This window comes from Bradyrhizobium sp. MI1.7 (assembly GCF_055811795.1).
On sequence record NZ_JBVVPO010000001.1, the window covers coordinates 411731 to 423794 of the forward strand.

Consider the following 12064-nt stretch of genomic DNA (forward strand, 5'->3'; position numbering starts at 1 on the left):
CGTTTCGTGGGCTCGCCGCGCTTCAACGGGCGCGGCATGCAATCCGGGGCTCCGACCCGGAGCAACGACCTTGACGGGACTTTGCCAAGAAGTACAATCTCGAGCATCGGACGGCTATTTCTGACAGCTCTCGTCGCTACCGGGCGAGCTGCGTCTCGCCGAGCTGCGCATATCTCCACAAATTCTGATTTCGAGAAAACGGGTGGTTCAATTGTAGTTCACGGAGGCTCATGCGATGCGTCGTGTCGCTTTCCTCATTCGCTTTGCGCTGGTCGTCGCTGCAAGTTCGGGAATTGAGACCGCTCTCGGCGATCCGATATATGTCGACCAAGGCCCGACATGGACAGCGGAAGACAGGGCTGACTACTACACGCGCGACCAAGGCTCCCGCTTAATCAACCTCACCTGGTTACGGGCATTGAAAGCGAAGGACGGACAACCGTTCCTCTCGGATGGTCTTACCCGATACGGCTTTCTCCCAAATCCGGGCAATAATACCAACCTCCCCGTCGGCCTCCACACCACGGGTCCCGCAGAGTCCCAGATGGTCGGGATAACATGCTCCGCGTGTCACACGCGGCAGGTTGAAGTTGGGGGCAAGACGTACCGCATCGACGGCGGTCCGGCGTTTATGGATTTCCAGGAGTTCCTGAGCGACCTGGACAAGGCGGTAGGAGACGTAACCGCAAGCGACACGGCATTCGCTGCATTTGCTGCGGCCGTCTCCCAACCTGCGACACCTTCTGCTGCCGATGTTGCCGCACTACGTCAGAGGGTTGATGCATGGCACCGGCGCGTTCATGCATTCGTGACCGGTACATTGCCGCCAGTTGGTTGGGGCCCCGGACGTCTGGACGCGATCGGGATCATCTTCAACCGCATATCCGGCACCGACGTTGGGCCGCCGCCCGATTTTTTGATCCCGGAGAACATGAAGATTGGCGATGCTCCGGTGCGCTATCCTTTCCTGTGGAATTCACCGATGCAGAACCAGACCGACTGGGCCGGTTTTGTGTTGAATGGAAACCGCGTCTTCGCACTAGCCCGGAACGCGGGACAGGCTCTCGCATTCGGCAACTTCGAACCAAGGCGCTCGTTCGGCCCGTTCTTCAACTATGCCAACTCCATCAACTTCGATGGACTGAAACGACTTGAGGAATTGCTCCAGAAGATGGGCCCGCCAAAATGGCCATCAGATTGGCCTATCGACTCGAAGCTGGCTAAAGACGGTCAAAAAATCTTCGAGAGGCAGTGCAGCAAGGGGTGTCACGAGAAGAAGGAAGTCCGTGCCCTGCGCGACCTGTTTGTTACGACGTGGGTGACGCCGGTTCAGAACGTCGGCACCGACACACGTCAATTCGACGAGCTTGGTTGGAGGGTGAAGACCGGCGCGCTGAAGGGAGCAGGTATCCCGTTGATCGCCAGGCACCTCGAGGAGGAGGATTATGCCGTCCACATGATGTTCAGTGCAGTCGCCGGAGCGATCCTCGACAATAAGCTGTATCTGGGGAGCGACGTCGGCCCCGGTGACGGCTTTGGCTCCTCGTTGCCTCCCAACGCCCAAAAGGCGCCCTCCACATCCCTCTCTCTGTCACCGGCTCCGGTCAAGGCGTCCATCGCGCCGCCCAGCAGCGCGCAACCTCCGAACCAGCCAGAAAGCCTGACGATCGAACCTGGGACGCTTCTTGAGCGGACCCTCAACAGAGGCGAGTATGAAGCTCGCGTGCTGGAGGGAATTTGGGCCGCGGCGCCTTATTTGCACAACGGCTCGGTGCCGACATTGGCGGAATTGCTCGTACCGCCTGCGAAGCGCATGTCACAATTCAAAGTTGGCGCGAGATACGACATCAAGAATGTTGGTCTTGACGTCACACAAGAGGGGCCAACTCGTCCAGTCACCGATTGCAATGACCTCAATTCAGGAAACAGCCGGTGCGGGCATGACTATGGCACGCGCTTGAGCGACGACGAAAAGAAGGCACTCCTCGAATATTTGAAGACTCTTTGAGAGCCTCGGCTCTGTCTGCGCTAGCCAGGATGTAGTCCGCGCATGCGCTTTGCGCTAAGGACTGCGATCGACTATGTTCCGCGCTTCCCCGAGAGCCCCATCCGGAACATCGTCATGCCCCTTCCTCCTTCACAACGCTTCCCCGCACCCGCCCTCGACACGCTCCCCGACGACATCCGCACGCGCCTGCTCGCCGTGCAGGAGAAGAGCGGCTTCGTGCCGAACGTGTTCCTGACGCTGGCGTACCGGCCCGACGAGTTCCGCGCGTTCTTCGCCTATCACGACGCGCTGATGGAGAAGGACGGCGGCCTCACCAAGGCCGAACGCGAGATGATCGTGGTCGCGACCTCGGCGGCCAACCAGTGCCAGTATTGCGTGATCGCGCACGGCGCGATCCTGCGCATCCGCGCCAAGAACCCGCTGATCGCCGACCAGGTCGCGGTGAACTATCGCAAGGCCGACATCACGCCGCGGCAAAAGGCGATGCTCGATTTCGCGATGAAGGTCTCGGCCGACGCACAGCGCGTCTCCGAGGAGGACTTCGGGGCGCTTGCACCGCACGGCTTCAGCGACGACGACATCTGGGACATCGCCGCGATCTCCGCCTTCTTCGCGCTGTCCAATCGGCTGGCAAACTTCACCGGCATGAGGCCGAACGAGGAGTTTTACCTGATGGGGCGCTTGCCGAAAAAATGACGGAGCTCGACTGGTCCGAAATCCTTGCTCGTCTCGGTGCCGCGACCGTCGCCGCCGGCGCGATCGGCCTCGACCGCGACCTGCACGGCAAACCGATCGGGCTGAAGACGCTCGGCATCGTCGGGCTCTCCACGGCGACCGTGGTTCTGCTCGCCCTGCAGCTCGCCGAGCCAACCAGGGTCGCCGATGCCACCAGCCGCGTCATCCAGGGCATCCTCACCGGCATCGGCTTTCTCGGCGCCGGCGTCATCGTGCATCAGAGCATGGGATTTCGCGTCCGCGGGCTGACCAGCGCCGCCTGCACCTTTCTCGCGGCCTGCATCGGCATCGTCTGCGGCGCCGGACAGTGGAAGATCGTCGCCGTCGCGCTGGCGCTCGCCTTCGTGCTGCTGACGGTGGGCCGCCACATCGAGCGACGGCTGCACCGCATGCTCGGCGGCAAGGGGGATGCGCACACCGCGGAGACGTCTCCGGACGCGCCGCCGCGGACCTAGCCGGCTGCGCCAGCACGCGGCTCTCACATCCGTCACGTTTTCCGTCGCTGGCTCCAGAAGCTTCCGACACCGACGATGGCGGTGACGAGCAGAACGGCAACGAAGGTCTGGATGATCGTGAAATTCAGGGCATCGCGCGCGACGAACAGCGCGGTGATGGCACCGGCAACGATGAACAGAATGCGAAAGATTGCGCTCACGGTGATGCCTCCGGGTCAGCATGACTCGGAGCCACCTGCGCCCTCGACATTCAGGCAACACCGGTTCGGCAATCATGCCGACGGACCATAGCGCCCTGCACCGATACGAATTTGCGGTAGGTCAAGTCGCCTGCGCGCCTCAAAGCGTTGGCGACTGATGCAGGTAACGGCCGTCGAAATCGGCAAGTTCCAAGAATTTCCGCTCGTCCAGCACCGTGACGCGGCCGCGGTGCAGCTCGACGATGCCCTCCTGCCGCAACTGCTTGATCACGCGGTTGGCGTGCACCCCGGTGATTCCCAGGGCTTCGCCGATCTGCTCCTGGGTCAGCGGCATCTCGAAGCTGTTGCCGTCAAGACGCCCGATGACCCGGAGGCGTTCGCGCAGCTCGATCATGACATGGGCAAGCCTTGCGGGCGCGGGACGCTGGCCGACATTGACGATCCATTCGCGAAACATGGCAGCGTCGATCAGCGTGTCTCGCCAGAACAACTCGGCGACGCTTGGACTGCGCTGGTGCAATTTTCGCAGCGTTTCGTGACTGATGAAGCCGAGCGTGCATGGCGTCAGCGTCGACAGATCGTGATCCATCACATGCAGGAACAGGCTCATCAGGTCGGGGATCTCGCCGGGGATGTGGATAGAGAGGATCTGACGCTTGCCGCTTGCTATCGTCTTGGAACGCGCACAGAAGCCATCTGCGATCAGGCAGCAATCGGTTGCGCGCTCGCCGTCGTGCACCACGGGCGCCTCCGCCGGATATTGACGAACCGCGATTGGGAGCGCCTCGATCTCCTTCACGTCGTCGTCCGAGATGCCTGAAGATGTACGCAAACGCCTGACAAGCGCAGCACGGATCGTATCGCTAGGCACGCGAGCTAGCTCCGGTTGGTATGAGGTGGGATCTGTATTGCAATCCCTGGCGCCGAAGCGCCGCTGCAATGAAAAAACCGCGATCCACGCCCCCGGTTCCAACAAAAGTTAAGGACGCCACTCGCCTCCCCATGGTTGGCTTTGCGCCGGAAAGGTGCAGCCATGACCAAGAAGCGCAACCGCACGCGACCGGCCCTGTCACTCCAGGAGCGCCTGAACAGGTTCACGCAGGACGCCCGCGCCGCGGCCAAGAAGCTGCCCGCCGGCACCGAACGCCACACACTCTTGCAGAAGGCGCGCAACGGCGAGGCAGCCGCCGAGATCGAACGCCTTCTGTCCTCACCCGGCCCGCAGCACCAGAAGTGATCGTCCCACCGTTGCGTAGCGGCGACTGCGAGGCGCTACACCGCTAGCGCTGCGCCATCAACTCGAGCGCCGGAGCAAAGCGCTCAGAGAATGTCAGCGTCTTGGCGTGGCGAACTGCAGCAAACGATGCCGAGATTCCTGCTGTGGCGACTGCGAGCAAGGCGATTACGAAAACCAGACGGCGCATTTCGGCCTCCTGTGTGAGCTCGACTACCCACCAGAGATGGGGTGGCTCTGTTTCAGGACGGTTTCATCCCTGCAGAAAATGACTTCGCTCAAGCGGCTGTGATGAGATCCGGCTTCTCGGGCCGCCGCGCCGTAACCAACTAATAATCATCGTCGTTGTCTTGCGACGGTCGCGAGCGGCAACGGGAATTTCGCGCCAGCGACCACGATCATGAATCGCAAGACTGCCGCGATAAGCAGTATTCGCGGGAACGCGGAGTCATCGAGGATTGCTCAAATGAACGTCGTCATCCGGAGGCTCAATGGTCTGTGGCACCTCGTCGTCGGCTCGTGCCAAATCCGAACGCCCTTCCTGGCAACCCAGGACCGCGCGCTGGTCGTGAGCTACGCCCGGCGCGTCTACCCCGGCGCCAAGATCTTTCAGCGCGACTGATGCGAGCGGTTGCGCCTAATCGTCATCCGCCGGCCCGCACCAGCCGGGCAGATAGATAGCGTCCTTGCTCTTGGCCGCGGACAGGGCCTTCTCGAGCGCCTTGTCGAAATTGGCATCGACCGCCTTGCGCGTCAGTTTCCGGCGCAGAAAGTCGGCCCACAGGAATTCCGAGAACGGCGTGGTATCCTTGGCGAAGCCGCCCATGCGGCGGAGCTCGCCGGCAAGGCTCCGGAACGGATCGTCCTTGAGATCGACGACCGATTTCGGCAGATCGCGGAACGGACGCCGCTCGCCCTTGGAATCGTAAGGATAGACCCAGCGCTTGTTGTCCATCACGCCCCAGAAAGCTTCGCGCTCGACCATTCTGAGGTCGCCGACCACGGTCACCAGCACTTCCTTGACGCCCTCGTCGTGCAATGCGCGGCCGAGATGATGATGGTCGATCACGTAGTAGCGCTGGTCCGGTCCGTAGACGACGGGGATCATGTGATTGCCGAGCAGGTCGGCCTGCTTCTTCTTGCCGTGCTCGCGCCAGCGCTTGCGCTTCTCCTTGACCTCGCGCATGCCGACCGTCATCTGCGTCGGCCGGAGCGACAGGATCGGCACCGGATGCACTCTCGGTTCGCGTGCGTTGGTGGTGGTCATGATGAAGGCCCCTCACATGGTTGCAACCGGTGGTCCGTTTCCCTTGATTATGCCATGGGCCCCGCGGCGGCAAAATGCGTTCGATCCGGCCGCGGATATCACAAGCAGATGTTCACGGGAGCCGACGGTGCGTGCTTCGGCGGTGTTGTTGCAACGCAACCTCCGCTTCCTGTCACCGACCTGACAGCCGGCGCCGCGTTCGCTCGCGAGCCGCTCCGGAAATATGCCATGCAAGATAGTGCGAAAGCGCAATGCACGTGCGCGTTGAGAAGATTTTCTGCAAGGCATTCACGACGTATGCTATCTAAAAACCGCTGCTTCGGAGTGATCCCCGCACCATGAAAACACAGCGGCCCATCAGCTCGGATGACGAGCACCGGGTGCTCCAGTTCAGGCCGCGCAACGCGTCTCCCCCGCCGGTCCAACGGGGCAGCGGTACCGTCCAGCCGCTGCGCGTCGCGCCCGAGCCGCTCGACCTGTCGCGCTACGAGAAGCCCCGCCCGGAACCGGACAATTTCCGCCACCGCATGCTCGCCAATATTGCGGCGCTCGCCTTCACCATCGCGCTGACCGCGATCGGGATCTGGCTCGCGGTGAGCATTGCCGACCTGCGCCGCACCCAGGATTGCGTACTGATGGGCCGCCGCGACTGCGCCAAGATCACGACGCCCCATATCTAGGCACCCCCCGGGTGAAAAGGCCGCCGACGGCATCCCCAGCCCTGTCGCCGGGGCCGCCCGGCTCCATTGAACTCAGGGCGGCGCTCCGATATACGGGCTTTCGACCCGGCCAGAGGGGGGGTTGAGGGCGTCATCGGGGCGCGATGCCCACCCACCGTTCCACTCTGGAACCTCAGACAAATATCAGCAATATATCAAAGGCTTAGTGATGTCCTCCACATTCGATCAGGTCGCTACGATCATCGCTGAAACCTGCGACATCCCGCGCGACACGATCACGCCGGATAGCCACGCCATCGATGACCTCGGCATCGACAGCCTCGATTTCCTGGACATCGCGTTCGCGATCGACAAGCAGTTCGGCATCAAGCTGCCGCTGGAAAAATGGACCCAGGAGGTCAACGACGGCAAGGCGACCACCGAGCAGTATTTCGTGCTGAAAAATCTGTGCGCCCGCATCGACGAACTGGTTGCGGCCAAGGGCGCGAGCGCCTAAGCGCGCGGTCATGCAACTCGAATACTTCCACATGATCGATCGCGTCGTCGACCTCAACGTCGACGCGAAGACGATTGTCGTCGAAGCCCTGGTCCCCAAGGAGAGCACGATCTTCGAGGGGCACTTCCCGGGCTATCCCCTGATGCCCGGCGTGCTCCTGATCGAATCGATGGCCCAGGCCTCGGGCTGGCTTCAGCTCGGCGTGCTCAAGTTCGAGCGCATGCCGATCCTGGCCGCCGTCAAGGAGGCCAAGGTCCGCGGCTCGGTCTTCCCCGGCGATCTCATGACCATCGAGGCGACCCTGTCGCATCAGGGCTCGGGCTATGCGGTGACCGAGGCCAAGATCAAGGTCGGCGGTAAGCTGCGCGCGAATTCGACGCTCACCTTCACGCAGATCCCCTTCCCCAATGCGGATATGCGCGGCTTCATGGACGCGGTCGCCAAACGCGTCGGCTTCCCGCAACAGGCCGGATCGCCATGACTGACACTGCTTCGAAGCCCGGCCAGACGGAAGTCTGGATCACCGGCATTGGCCTTGCCACCTCGCTCGGCGAAGGCCTGGACGCCAACTGGGCCGCGCTTCAGGACAAGCGCATCAATGTCGACGAGAAGGGCTTTGCGCCCTGCATCGTGCATCCCCTGATGCCTGTGACCTTCGACAGCCAGATCCCGAAGAAGGGCGACCAGCGCCAGATGGAAGCCTGGCAGCGCATCGGCACCTATGCCGCGGGCCTTGCGCTCGATTCCGCCGGGATCAAGGGCAACAAGGACATCCTGTCGAAGATCGACATGGTGGTGGCCGCCGGCGGCGGCGAGCGCGACCTCAATGTCGACTCCGGCGTGCTCACGGCCGAGGTCAAGGGCGCCAATGCGCCCGGCTTCCTCAACGAACGGCTGATGAGCGATCTCAGGCCGACGCTGTTCCTGGCCCAGCTCTCGAACCTGCTCGCCGGCAACATCGCCATCGTGCACGGTCTCGGCGGCACCTCGCGCACTTTCATGGGCGAAGAGGTCGCGGGTGCCGATGCGGCGCGCATTGCGCTCGCGCGCATCGCCTCGGGCGAGAGCGACATCGCGCTGATCGGCGGCTCCCACAATGGCGAGCGCAAAGACCTGATGGTCCTCTACGAATTCGGCGACTTCAACCTGAAAGACAAGTTTGCTCCGGTGTGGGCGCGCAAGGATCACCCCGGTTTCGCGTTGGGATCTGCCGGCGCGTTCCTGGTGCTGGAATCGAAGGCGCACGCGGAAGCGCGCGGCGCAAAGCCGTTCGCAAAGCTGTCGAGCGTCGTTGCCGACCTCGCCCGGCGCAAGCAACCCGGCGACACGGCCGCGACGCTGGAGAAGCTTTGGGAAAAGCTGCCCAGGCGCGAGGGCAAGGGCGCGATCATATCGGGCGCGACCGGCGCGGAGCCCGCGACGTCAGAGGAGCGCGGCTTCCTGAAGGGCCATGCTGACTTCCCGGTGCGTTCGACCGGCACGATGTTCGGCCACGCCATGGAAACGCAATTCCCGCTTGGCATCGCGCTCGCGGCGCTGTCGATCTCGCGCGGTGCGCTGTTCCCGCCGAACGATTCCACCGGGACCGAGATTGAAATGCAGGGCGCGCCCACCCAGATTGTGGTGGTGGGGGCCGGACACTGGCGCGGCGAGGGCATGGCTCTGGTCGAGGCCGTAAGCTGAAGCGCGTCGCGCTTTGGCGGATGCTCTAGCTCAATCGGGGGATCGACATGACTGCACCACGCGACAAACTCGGGCGTCCCGTCGTCGTCGTCACCGGCATGGGCATCATGACCTCGCTCGGCAACGGCAAGGCCGACAATTGGGCGAAGCTCGTGGCCGGCGAATCCGGCATCCGCACCATCACGCGCTTTCCGGTCGACGGCCTGAGGACGACGATGGCCGGCACGGTCGATTTCGTCAGCGTCGATCCGTTCTCCTCCACCGGCCTGTCCGAGCGGATGGCTGAGCTCGTCACGCAGGAAGCGCTCGCGCAGGCCGGCATCGGCGCCAAGGCCGATTTCCCCGGTCCGCTCTTCCTTGCGGTTGCACCGGTCGAAGTCGAGTGGCCGCAGCGCCGTGAGCTCGGCCGTGCCGTCGGCGCGCAGGATATCACCTATGACGATCTGCTGCGCATCTCCGGCGGCGGCAAGTACAGCGCCTATCACCACCGCTTCATGTTCGGCTCGGTAGCAGCTTATCTCGCCGAGACCTTCGGCACCAAGGGCTCGCCGATCTCGCTGTCGACGGCCTGCGCCTCGGGCGCGACCTCGATCCAGCTCGGCGTCGAGGCGATCCGCCGCGGCGAGACCGATGCCGCGCTGTGCGTGGCAACCGACGGCACCGTGAACCCCGAAGCTCTCGTGCGGTTCTCGCTGCTCTCGGCGCTGTCGACCCAGAACGATCCGCCGCAGGCGGCCTCCCGCCCCTTCTCCAAGAACCGCGACGGTTTTGTCATGGCCGAAGGCGCCGGCGCCCTCGTGCTGGAAAGCTACGAAGCAGCGACCGCGCGCGGCGCAAAAATCCTCGGCGTGATCGCCGGCTGCGGCGAGCTCACCGATTCCTTCCACCGCACCCGCTCTTCGCCTGATGGCAAGCCGATCATCGGCTGCATGAACAAGACGCTGGCCGATGCCGGCATGACGCCGGACCAGATCGACCACATCAACGCGCACGGCACCGCGACGCCCGAGAACGACAAGATGGAGTTCAACACGACATCGGCCGTGTTCGGCGATCTCGCGCAGAAGATCCCGGTGACCTCCAACAAGTCGATGGTCGGCCACACCATCTCGGCCGCGGGCGCGGTCGAAGCGATCTTCTCGCTGCTCACCCTCGAGCATCAGCGCATTCCGCCGACGATCAACTACGACAATCCGGATCCCACGATCCTGTTCGACGTCGTCGGCAACAAGGCGCGCGATGCCCGCGTCACCGCGGTCATGTCGAACTCGTTCGGCTTCGGCGGCCAGAACGCCTCGCTGATCCTGACCCGCGAACCGGCCTGACCGGACGCATGGCGCTGTTACCTGCGAGCATCAAGGCCCGCGCGCGGGAGGCTGCCAAGTCGCTCGGCGGAAGCCTGATCGGGGCCACCACCGTCGGCATGCTGCGCACCACGCGCTATTTCGATCCGGCCAAGACCTCGGACTTCTTCTCCCGCGTGGTGAAGACGATCGGCCCGCGCCTGCGCGAGCACCGCATCGGCCGCGCCAACCTCACCGTGGCATTTCCGGAGAAGTCGCCGGAAGAAATCGAAACCATCCTGATGGGCGTGTGGGACAATCTCGGCCGCGTCGGTGCCGAATTCGCCCATATGGACCAAGTCTGGGATTACGACCGCGATCATCCGGAAAAGAGCCGGATCGAACTGCCCCAGCGCAGCATCGAGCTGTTCGACCAGATCCGCGACGACGGCAAGCCGGCGCTGATCTTTGCAGCCCATCTCGCCAACTGGGAACTGCCGGCGCTCGCCGCCGTCGCGCATGGGCTGGACACTGCGATCCTCTATCGCCGGCCGAACATCGCCTCTGCCGACCGCATCATCCAGGAGATGCGCCAGGTCAACATGGGCACGCTGATCGCTGCGGGGCGCGACGCGCCTTTGCGCCTCGCGCAGGCGCTGAAGGACGGCAAGCACGTCGCCATGCTGATCGACCAGTACCTGACCGGCGGCGTCGAGGTCACCTTCTTCGGCCGCAAGACCCGCGCCAATCCGATGCTGGCGCGCCTGCTGCGCCAGGTCGAATGCCCGATCCACGGCGTCCGTATCATCCGCCTGCCCGGCAACCGTTTCCGCGGCGAGCTGACCGAGGAGATCCCGCCGGTGCGCGACGCCGACGGCAAGATCGACATCCAGGGCACGACGCAGGCGATCACAAGCGTGGTGGAAGGCTGGGTGCGCGAGCATCCCGAGCAGTGGCTGTGGCTGCACAGACGGTGGCGGTAGCGAGCCGCCAAACGGCTAACGCGGCTACCTATTCCTCATCCTGAGGAGCGCGAAACGCGCGTCTCGAAGGATGCAGGCCCGGCCGGTGGCCTCGCCCTTCGAGACGCGCGCGAAGAGCGCGCTCCTCAGGGTGAGGGTCTGGCCTTCTCTCTACCGAAAGACTTCGTCCCAAACAAAAAGGCCCCGGCGCATGACCGGGGCCTTCGCGTTCAAGCTCTCGAACCGTTCAGTACTTCGCGACCACCGGTCCACCGAACGTGTAGTTCACGCGCACCGTGCCGATGTCGATGTCCTGGCCGATGCGGTGGGTGCTTGGCGGCGCGGCGAAGGGGGCAATGGTGTTCGTGGTCACGTCCCGGCTGCCCATGAACAGATGATCGTATTCGACAGCGACAGACCAGCCCGGCGCGAAGCCGAACTCGATTCCCGCTCCCACGGTCCCTCCCCAGCGCGTCTCGGAGCCGACGGCACCGGTCTGGCCGGCGACGACGGCGAAGAACGGCGCGAGAGCGGCCGCGCCGGCCGGCGTCACCGTGAGCGAGTATTTGTCGTGAACGACGGCCGCACCGCCCTTGGCATAGAGCAGCACGTTGTTGAAGGCGTATCCGACCTGCCCCGTGAACAGGCCGAAGGCGTCGACCTTGGTGACGTCGTTGAGGAGAGAGGTGGTACCAAAGACGGCATACTGGCTCGCGTTGCTGCCCCTAAAATCGGCCCAGTTGCCCTGCGCTTCCAGGCCGAACACCCAGTTGGCCGCCTGCCAGCGATAGCCGATCTGTCCACCGACGGTGGCGCCTGTCGCGTTGTGGCACCCCTCGGGAACTGACGGCACGATCGGGAAGCCGGAATCGTTGAAGATGTCCCAGCAGGTGTGCGCAGAACCGCCGCCACCGTTGATACCGAGATAGAGACCGCCCCAATTGTAGACCGGCGCCACGACAGGAGCCTTGGTGTAACGCGGGGCCATGTCAGCCGCCGACGCCGCGGTGACGAACAGCAACGAGCCGGCCGCAGCCAGAACAAATTTCTTCATCGGGGCA

The 12064-nt window shown here is 63.7% G+C and carries 16 protein-coding genes; 11 read left to right on the plus strand and 5 right to left on the minus strand.

All coding sequences use genetic code 11. From position 1 onward, the window contains the following. Positions 1-235 precede the first annotated feature (235 nt). The 3 genes from AC0L3X_RS01985 to AC0L3X_RS01995 all read left to right on the plus strand — a co-directional run bounded on the left by AC0L3X_RS01985 (position 236) and on the right by AC0L3X_RS01995 (position 3198). Positions 236-2008, plus strand: coding sequence for a di-heme-cytochrome C peroxidase (locus AC0L3X_RS01985; protein ID WP_063983960.1), 1773 nt, complete (start codon positions 236-238; stop codon positions 2006-2008). A gap of 114 nt (positions 2009-2122) precedes the next feature. Continuing rightward, complete coding sequence (locus tag AC0L3X_RS01990; RefSeq protein ID WP_063986449.1) at positions 2123-2704, plus strand: peroxidase-related enzyme; 582 nt, start codon at positions 2123-2125, stop codon at positions 2702-2704. After that, a complete protein-coding gene (locus AC0L3X_RS01995; protein WP_063983961.1) occupies positions 2701-3198 on the plus strand; it encodes an MgtC/SapB family protein in 498 nt (165 codons plus the stop codon). The genes AC0L3X_RS01990 and AC0L3X_RS01995 overlap by 4 nt, the downstream gene beginning before the upstream one ends. Positions 3199-3230: 32 nt before the next feature. Here AC0L3X_RS01995 and AC0L3X_RS02000 read toward each other — a convergent pair whose 3' ends face one another. Then, on the minus strand, positions 3231-3398 hold the full coding sequence (locus AC0L3X_RS02000) for a hypothetical protein (RefSeq protein ID WP_166094532.1): 168 nt from the start codon (positions 3396-3398) through the stop codon (positions 3231-3233). A gap of 139 nt (positions 3399-3537) precedes the next feature. Beyond that, positions 3538-4269 carry a Crp/Fnr family transcriptional regulator gene (locus AC0L3X_RS02005; protein ID WP_063983962.1) on the minus strand — a complete coding sequence of 244 codons (732 nt, stop codon included), beginning with the start codon at positions 4267-4269 and terminating at the stop codon, positions 3538-3540. Between the two features lie 162 nt (positions 4270-4431). On the opposite strand from AC0L3X_RS02005, the gene AC0L3X_RS02010 reads away from it, so the two are divergent. Next, positions 4432-4635, plus strand: a complete 204-nt coding sequence (locus tag AC0L3X_RS02010; RefSeq protein WP_063983963.1) for a hypothetical protein — start codon at positions 4432-4434, stop codon at positions 4633-4635. A 43-nt stretch (positions 4636-4678) separates the two neighbouring features. Here AC0L3X_RS02010 and AC0L3X_RS02015 read toward each other — a convergent pair whose 3' ends face one another. Beyond that, positions 4679-4822: a hypothetical protein gene (locus tag AC0L3X_RS02015; RefSeq protein WP_166094525.1), complete on the minus strand. Its 144-nt coding sequence runs from the start codon at positions 4820-4822 to the stop codon at positions 4679-4681. A 276-nt stretch (positions 4823-5098) separates the two neighbouring features. Between AC0L3X_RS02015 and AC0L3X_RS02020 the strand changes: the two genes are divergently transcribed. Further along, positions 5099-5254, plus strand: a complete 156-nt coding sequence (locus AC0L3X_RS02020) for a hypothetical protein (RefSeq protein ID WP_166094517.1) — start codon at positions 5099-5101, stop codon at positions 5252-5254. Between the two features lie 15 nt (positions 5255-5269). Here the strand turns inward: AC0L3X_RS02020 and AC0L3X_RS02025 are convergent, their stop codons facing one another. After that, entirely contained in the window at positions 5270-5899 is a 630-nt protein-coding gene (locus AC0L3X_RS02025; RefSeq protein WP_063983964.1) for a ParB-like protein, read from the minus strand. Positions 5900-6237: 338 nt separating this feature from the next. On the opposite strand from AC0L3X_RS02025, the gene AC0L3X_RS02030 reads away from it, so the two are divergent. From AC0L3X_RS02030 to AC0L3X_RS02055, 6 genes are all read left to right on the plus strand, one after another. Further along, positions 6238-6579, plus strand: a complete 342-nt coding sequence (locus tag AC0L3X_RS02030; RefSeq protein WP_063983965.1) for a hypothetical protein — start codon at positions 6238-6240, stop codon at positions 6577-6579. Positions 6580-6787: 208 nt separating this feature from the next. Next, positions 6788-7075, plus strand: a complete 288-nt coding sequence (locus AC0L3X_RS02035) for an acyl carrier protein (protein WP_007592476.1) — start codon at positions 6788-6790, stop codon at positions 7073-7075. A 10-nt stretch (positions 7076-7085) separates the two neighbouring features. Then, complete coding sequence (locus AC0L3X_RS02040; protein WP_063983966.1) at positions 7086-7556, plus strand: 3-hydroxyacyl-ACP dehydratase FabZ family protein; 471 nt, start codon at positions 7086-7088, stop codon at positions 7554-7556. Further along, positions 7553-8758, plus strand: a complete 1206-nt coding sequence (locus AC0L3X_RS02045) for a beta-ketoacyl-ACP synthase (RefSeq protein ID WP_063983967.1) — start codon at positions 7553-7555, stop codon at positions 8756-8758. The genes AC0L3X_RS02040 and AC0L3X_RS02045 overlap by 4 nt, the downstream gene beginning before the upstream one ends. A 47-nt stretch (positions 8759-8805) precedes the next feature. Next, entirely contained in the window at positions 8806-10083 is a 1278-nt protein-coding gene (locus AC0L3X_RS02050; RefSeq protein WP_063983968.1) for a beta-ketoacyl-ACP synthase, read from the plus strand. 8 nt (positions 10084-10091) lie between these two features. Then, a complete protein-coding gene (locus AC0L3X_RS02055) occupies positions 10092-11024 on the plus strand; it encodes a lipid A biosynthesis lauroyl acyltransferase (protein ID WP_063983969.1) in 933 nt (310 codons plus the stop codon). Positions 11025-11250: 226 nt separating this feature from the next. On the opposite strand, the gene AC0L3X_RS02060 is transcribed toward AC0L3X_RS02055, so the two are convergent. Further along, the gene (locus tag AC0L3X_RS02060; RefSeq protein WP_063983970.1) at positions 11251-12057 is read right to left on the minus strand and encodes an outer membrane protein; all 807 of its coding nucleotides are present in this window, start codon (positions 12055-12057) and stop codon (positions 11251-11253) included. Between the last annotated feature and the right edge of the window lie 7 nt (positions 12058-12064).

Bases quoted from the DNA above. Each gene is read 5' to 3' on its own strand.
- AC0L3X_RS01985 (WP_063983960.1), top strand. From the start codon at position 236: ATGCGTCGTGTCGCTTTCCTCATTCGCTTTGCGCTGGTCGTCGCTGCA.
- AC0L3X_RS02010 (WP_063983963.1), top strand. From the start codon at position 4,432: ATGACCAAGAAGCGCAACCGCACGCGACCGGCCCTGTCACTCCAGGAG.
- AC0L3X_RS02020 (WP_166094517.1), top strand. From the start codon at position 5,099: ATGAACGTCGTCATCCGGAGGCTCAATGGTCTGTGGCACCTCGTCGTC.
- AC0L3X_RS01990 (WP_063986449.1), top strand. From the start codon at position 2,123: ATGCCCCTTCCTCCTTCACAACGCTTCCCCGCACCCGCCCTCGACACG.
- AC0L3X_RS02015 (WP_166094525.1), bottom strand. From the start codon at position 4,822: ATGCGCCGTCTGGTTTTCGTAATCGCCTTGCTCGCAGTCGCCACAGCA.
- AC0L3X_RS02025 (WP_063983964.1), bottom strand. From the start codon at position 5,899: ATGACCACCACCAACGCACGCGAACCGAGAGTGCATCCGGTGCCGATC.
- AC0L3X_RS02035 (WP_007592476.1), top strand. From the start codon at position 6,788: ATGTCCTCCACATTCGATCAGGTCGCTACGATCATCGCTGAAACCTGC.
- AC0L3X_RS01995 (WP_063983961.1), top strand. From the start codon at position 2,701: ATGACGGAGCTCGACTGGTCCGAAATCCTTGCTCGTCTCGGTGCCGCG.
- AC0L3X_RS02045 (WP_063983967.1), top strand. From the start codon at position 7,553: ATGACTGACACTGCTTCGAAGCCCGGCCAGACGGAAGTCTGGATCACC.
- AC0L3X_RS02060 (WP_063983970.1), bottom strand. From the start codon at position 12,057: ATGAAGAAATTTGTTCTGGCTGCGGCCGGCTCGTTGCTGTTCGTCACC.
- AC0L3X_RS02050 (WP_063983968.1), top strand. From the start codon at position 8,806: ATGACTGCACCACGCGACAAACTCGGGCGTCCCGTCGTCGTCGTCACC.
- AC0L3X_RS02030 (WP_063983965.1), top strand. From the start codon at position 6,238: ATGAAAACACAGCGGCCCATCAGCTCGGATGACGAGCACCGGGTGCTC.
- AC0L3X_RS02040 (WP_063983966.1), top strand. From the start codon at position 7,086: ATGCAACTCGAATACTTCCACATGATCGATCGCGTCGTCGACCTCAAC.
- AC0L3X_RS02055 (WP_063983969.1), top strand. From the start codon at position 10,092: ATGGCGCTGTTACCTGCGAGCATCAAGGCCCGCGCGCGGGAGGCTGCC.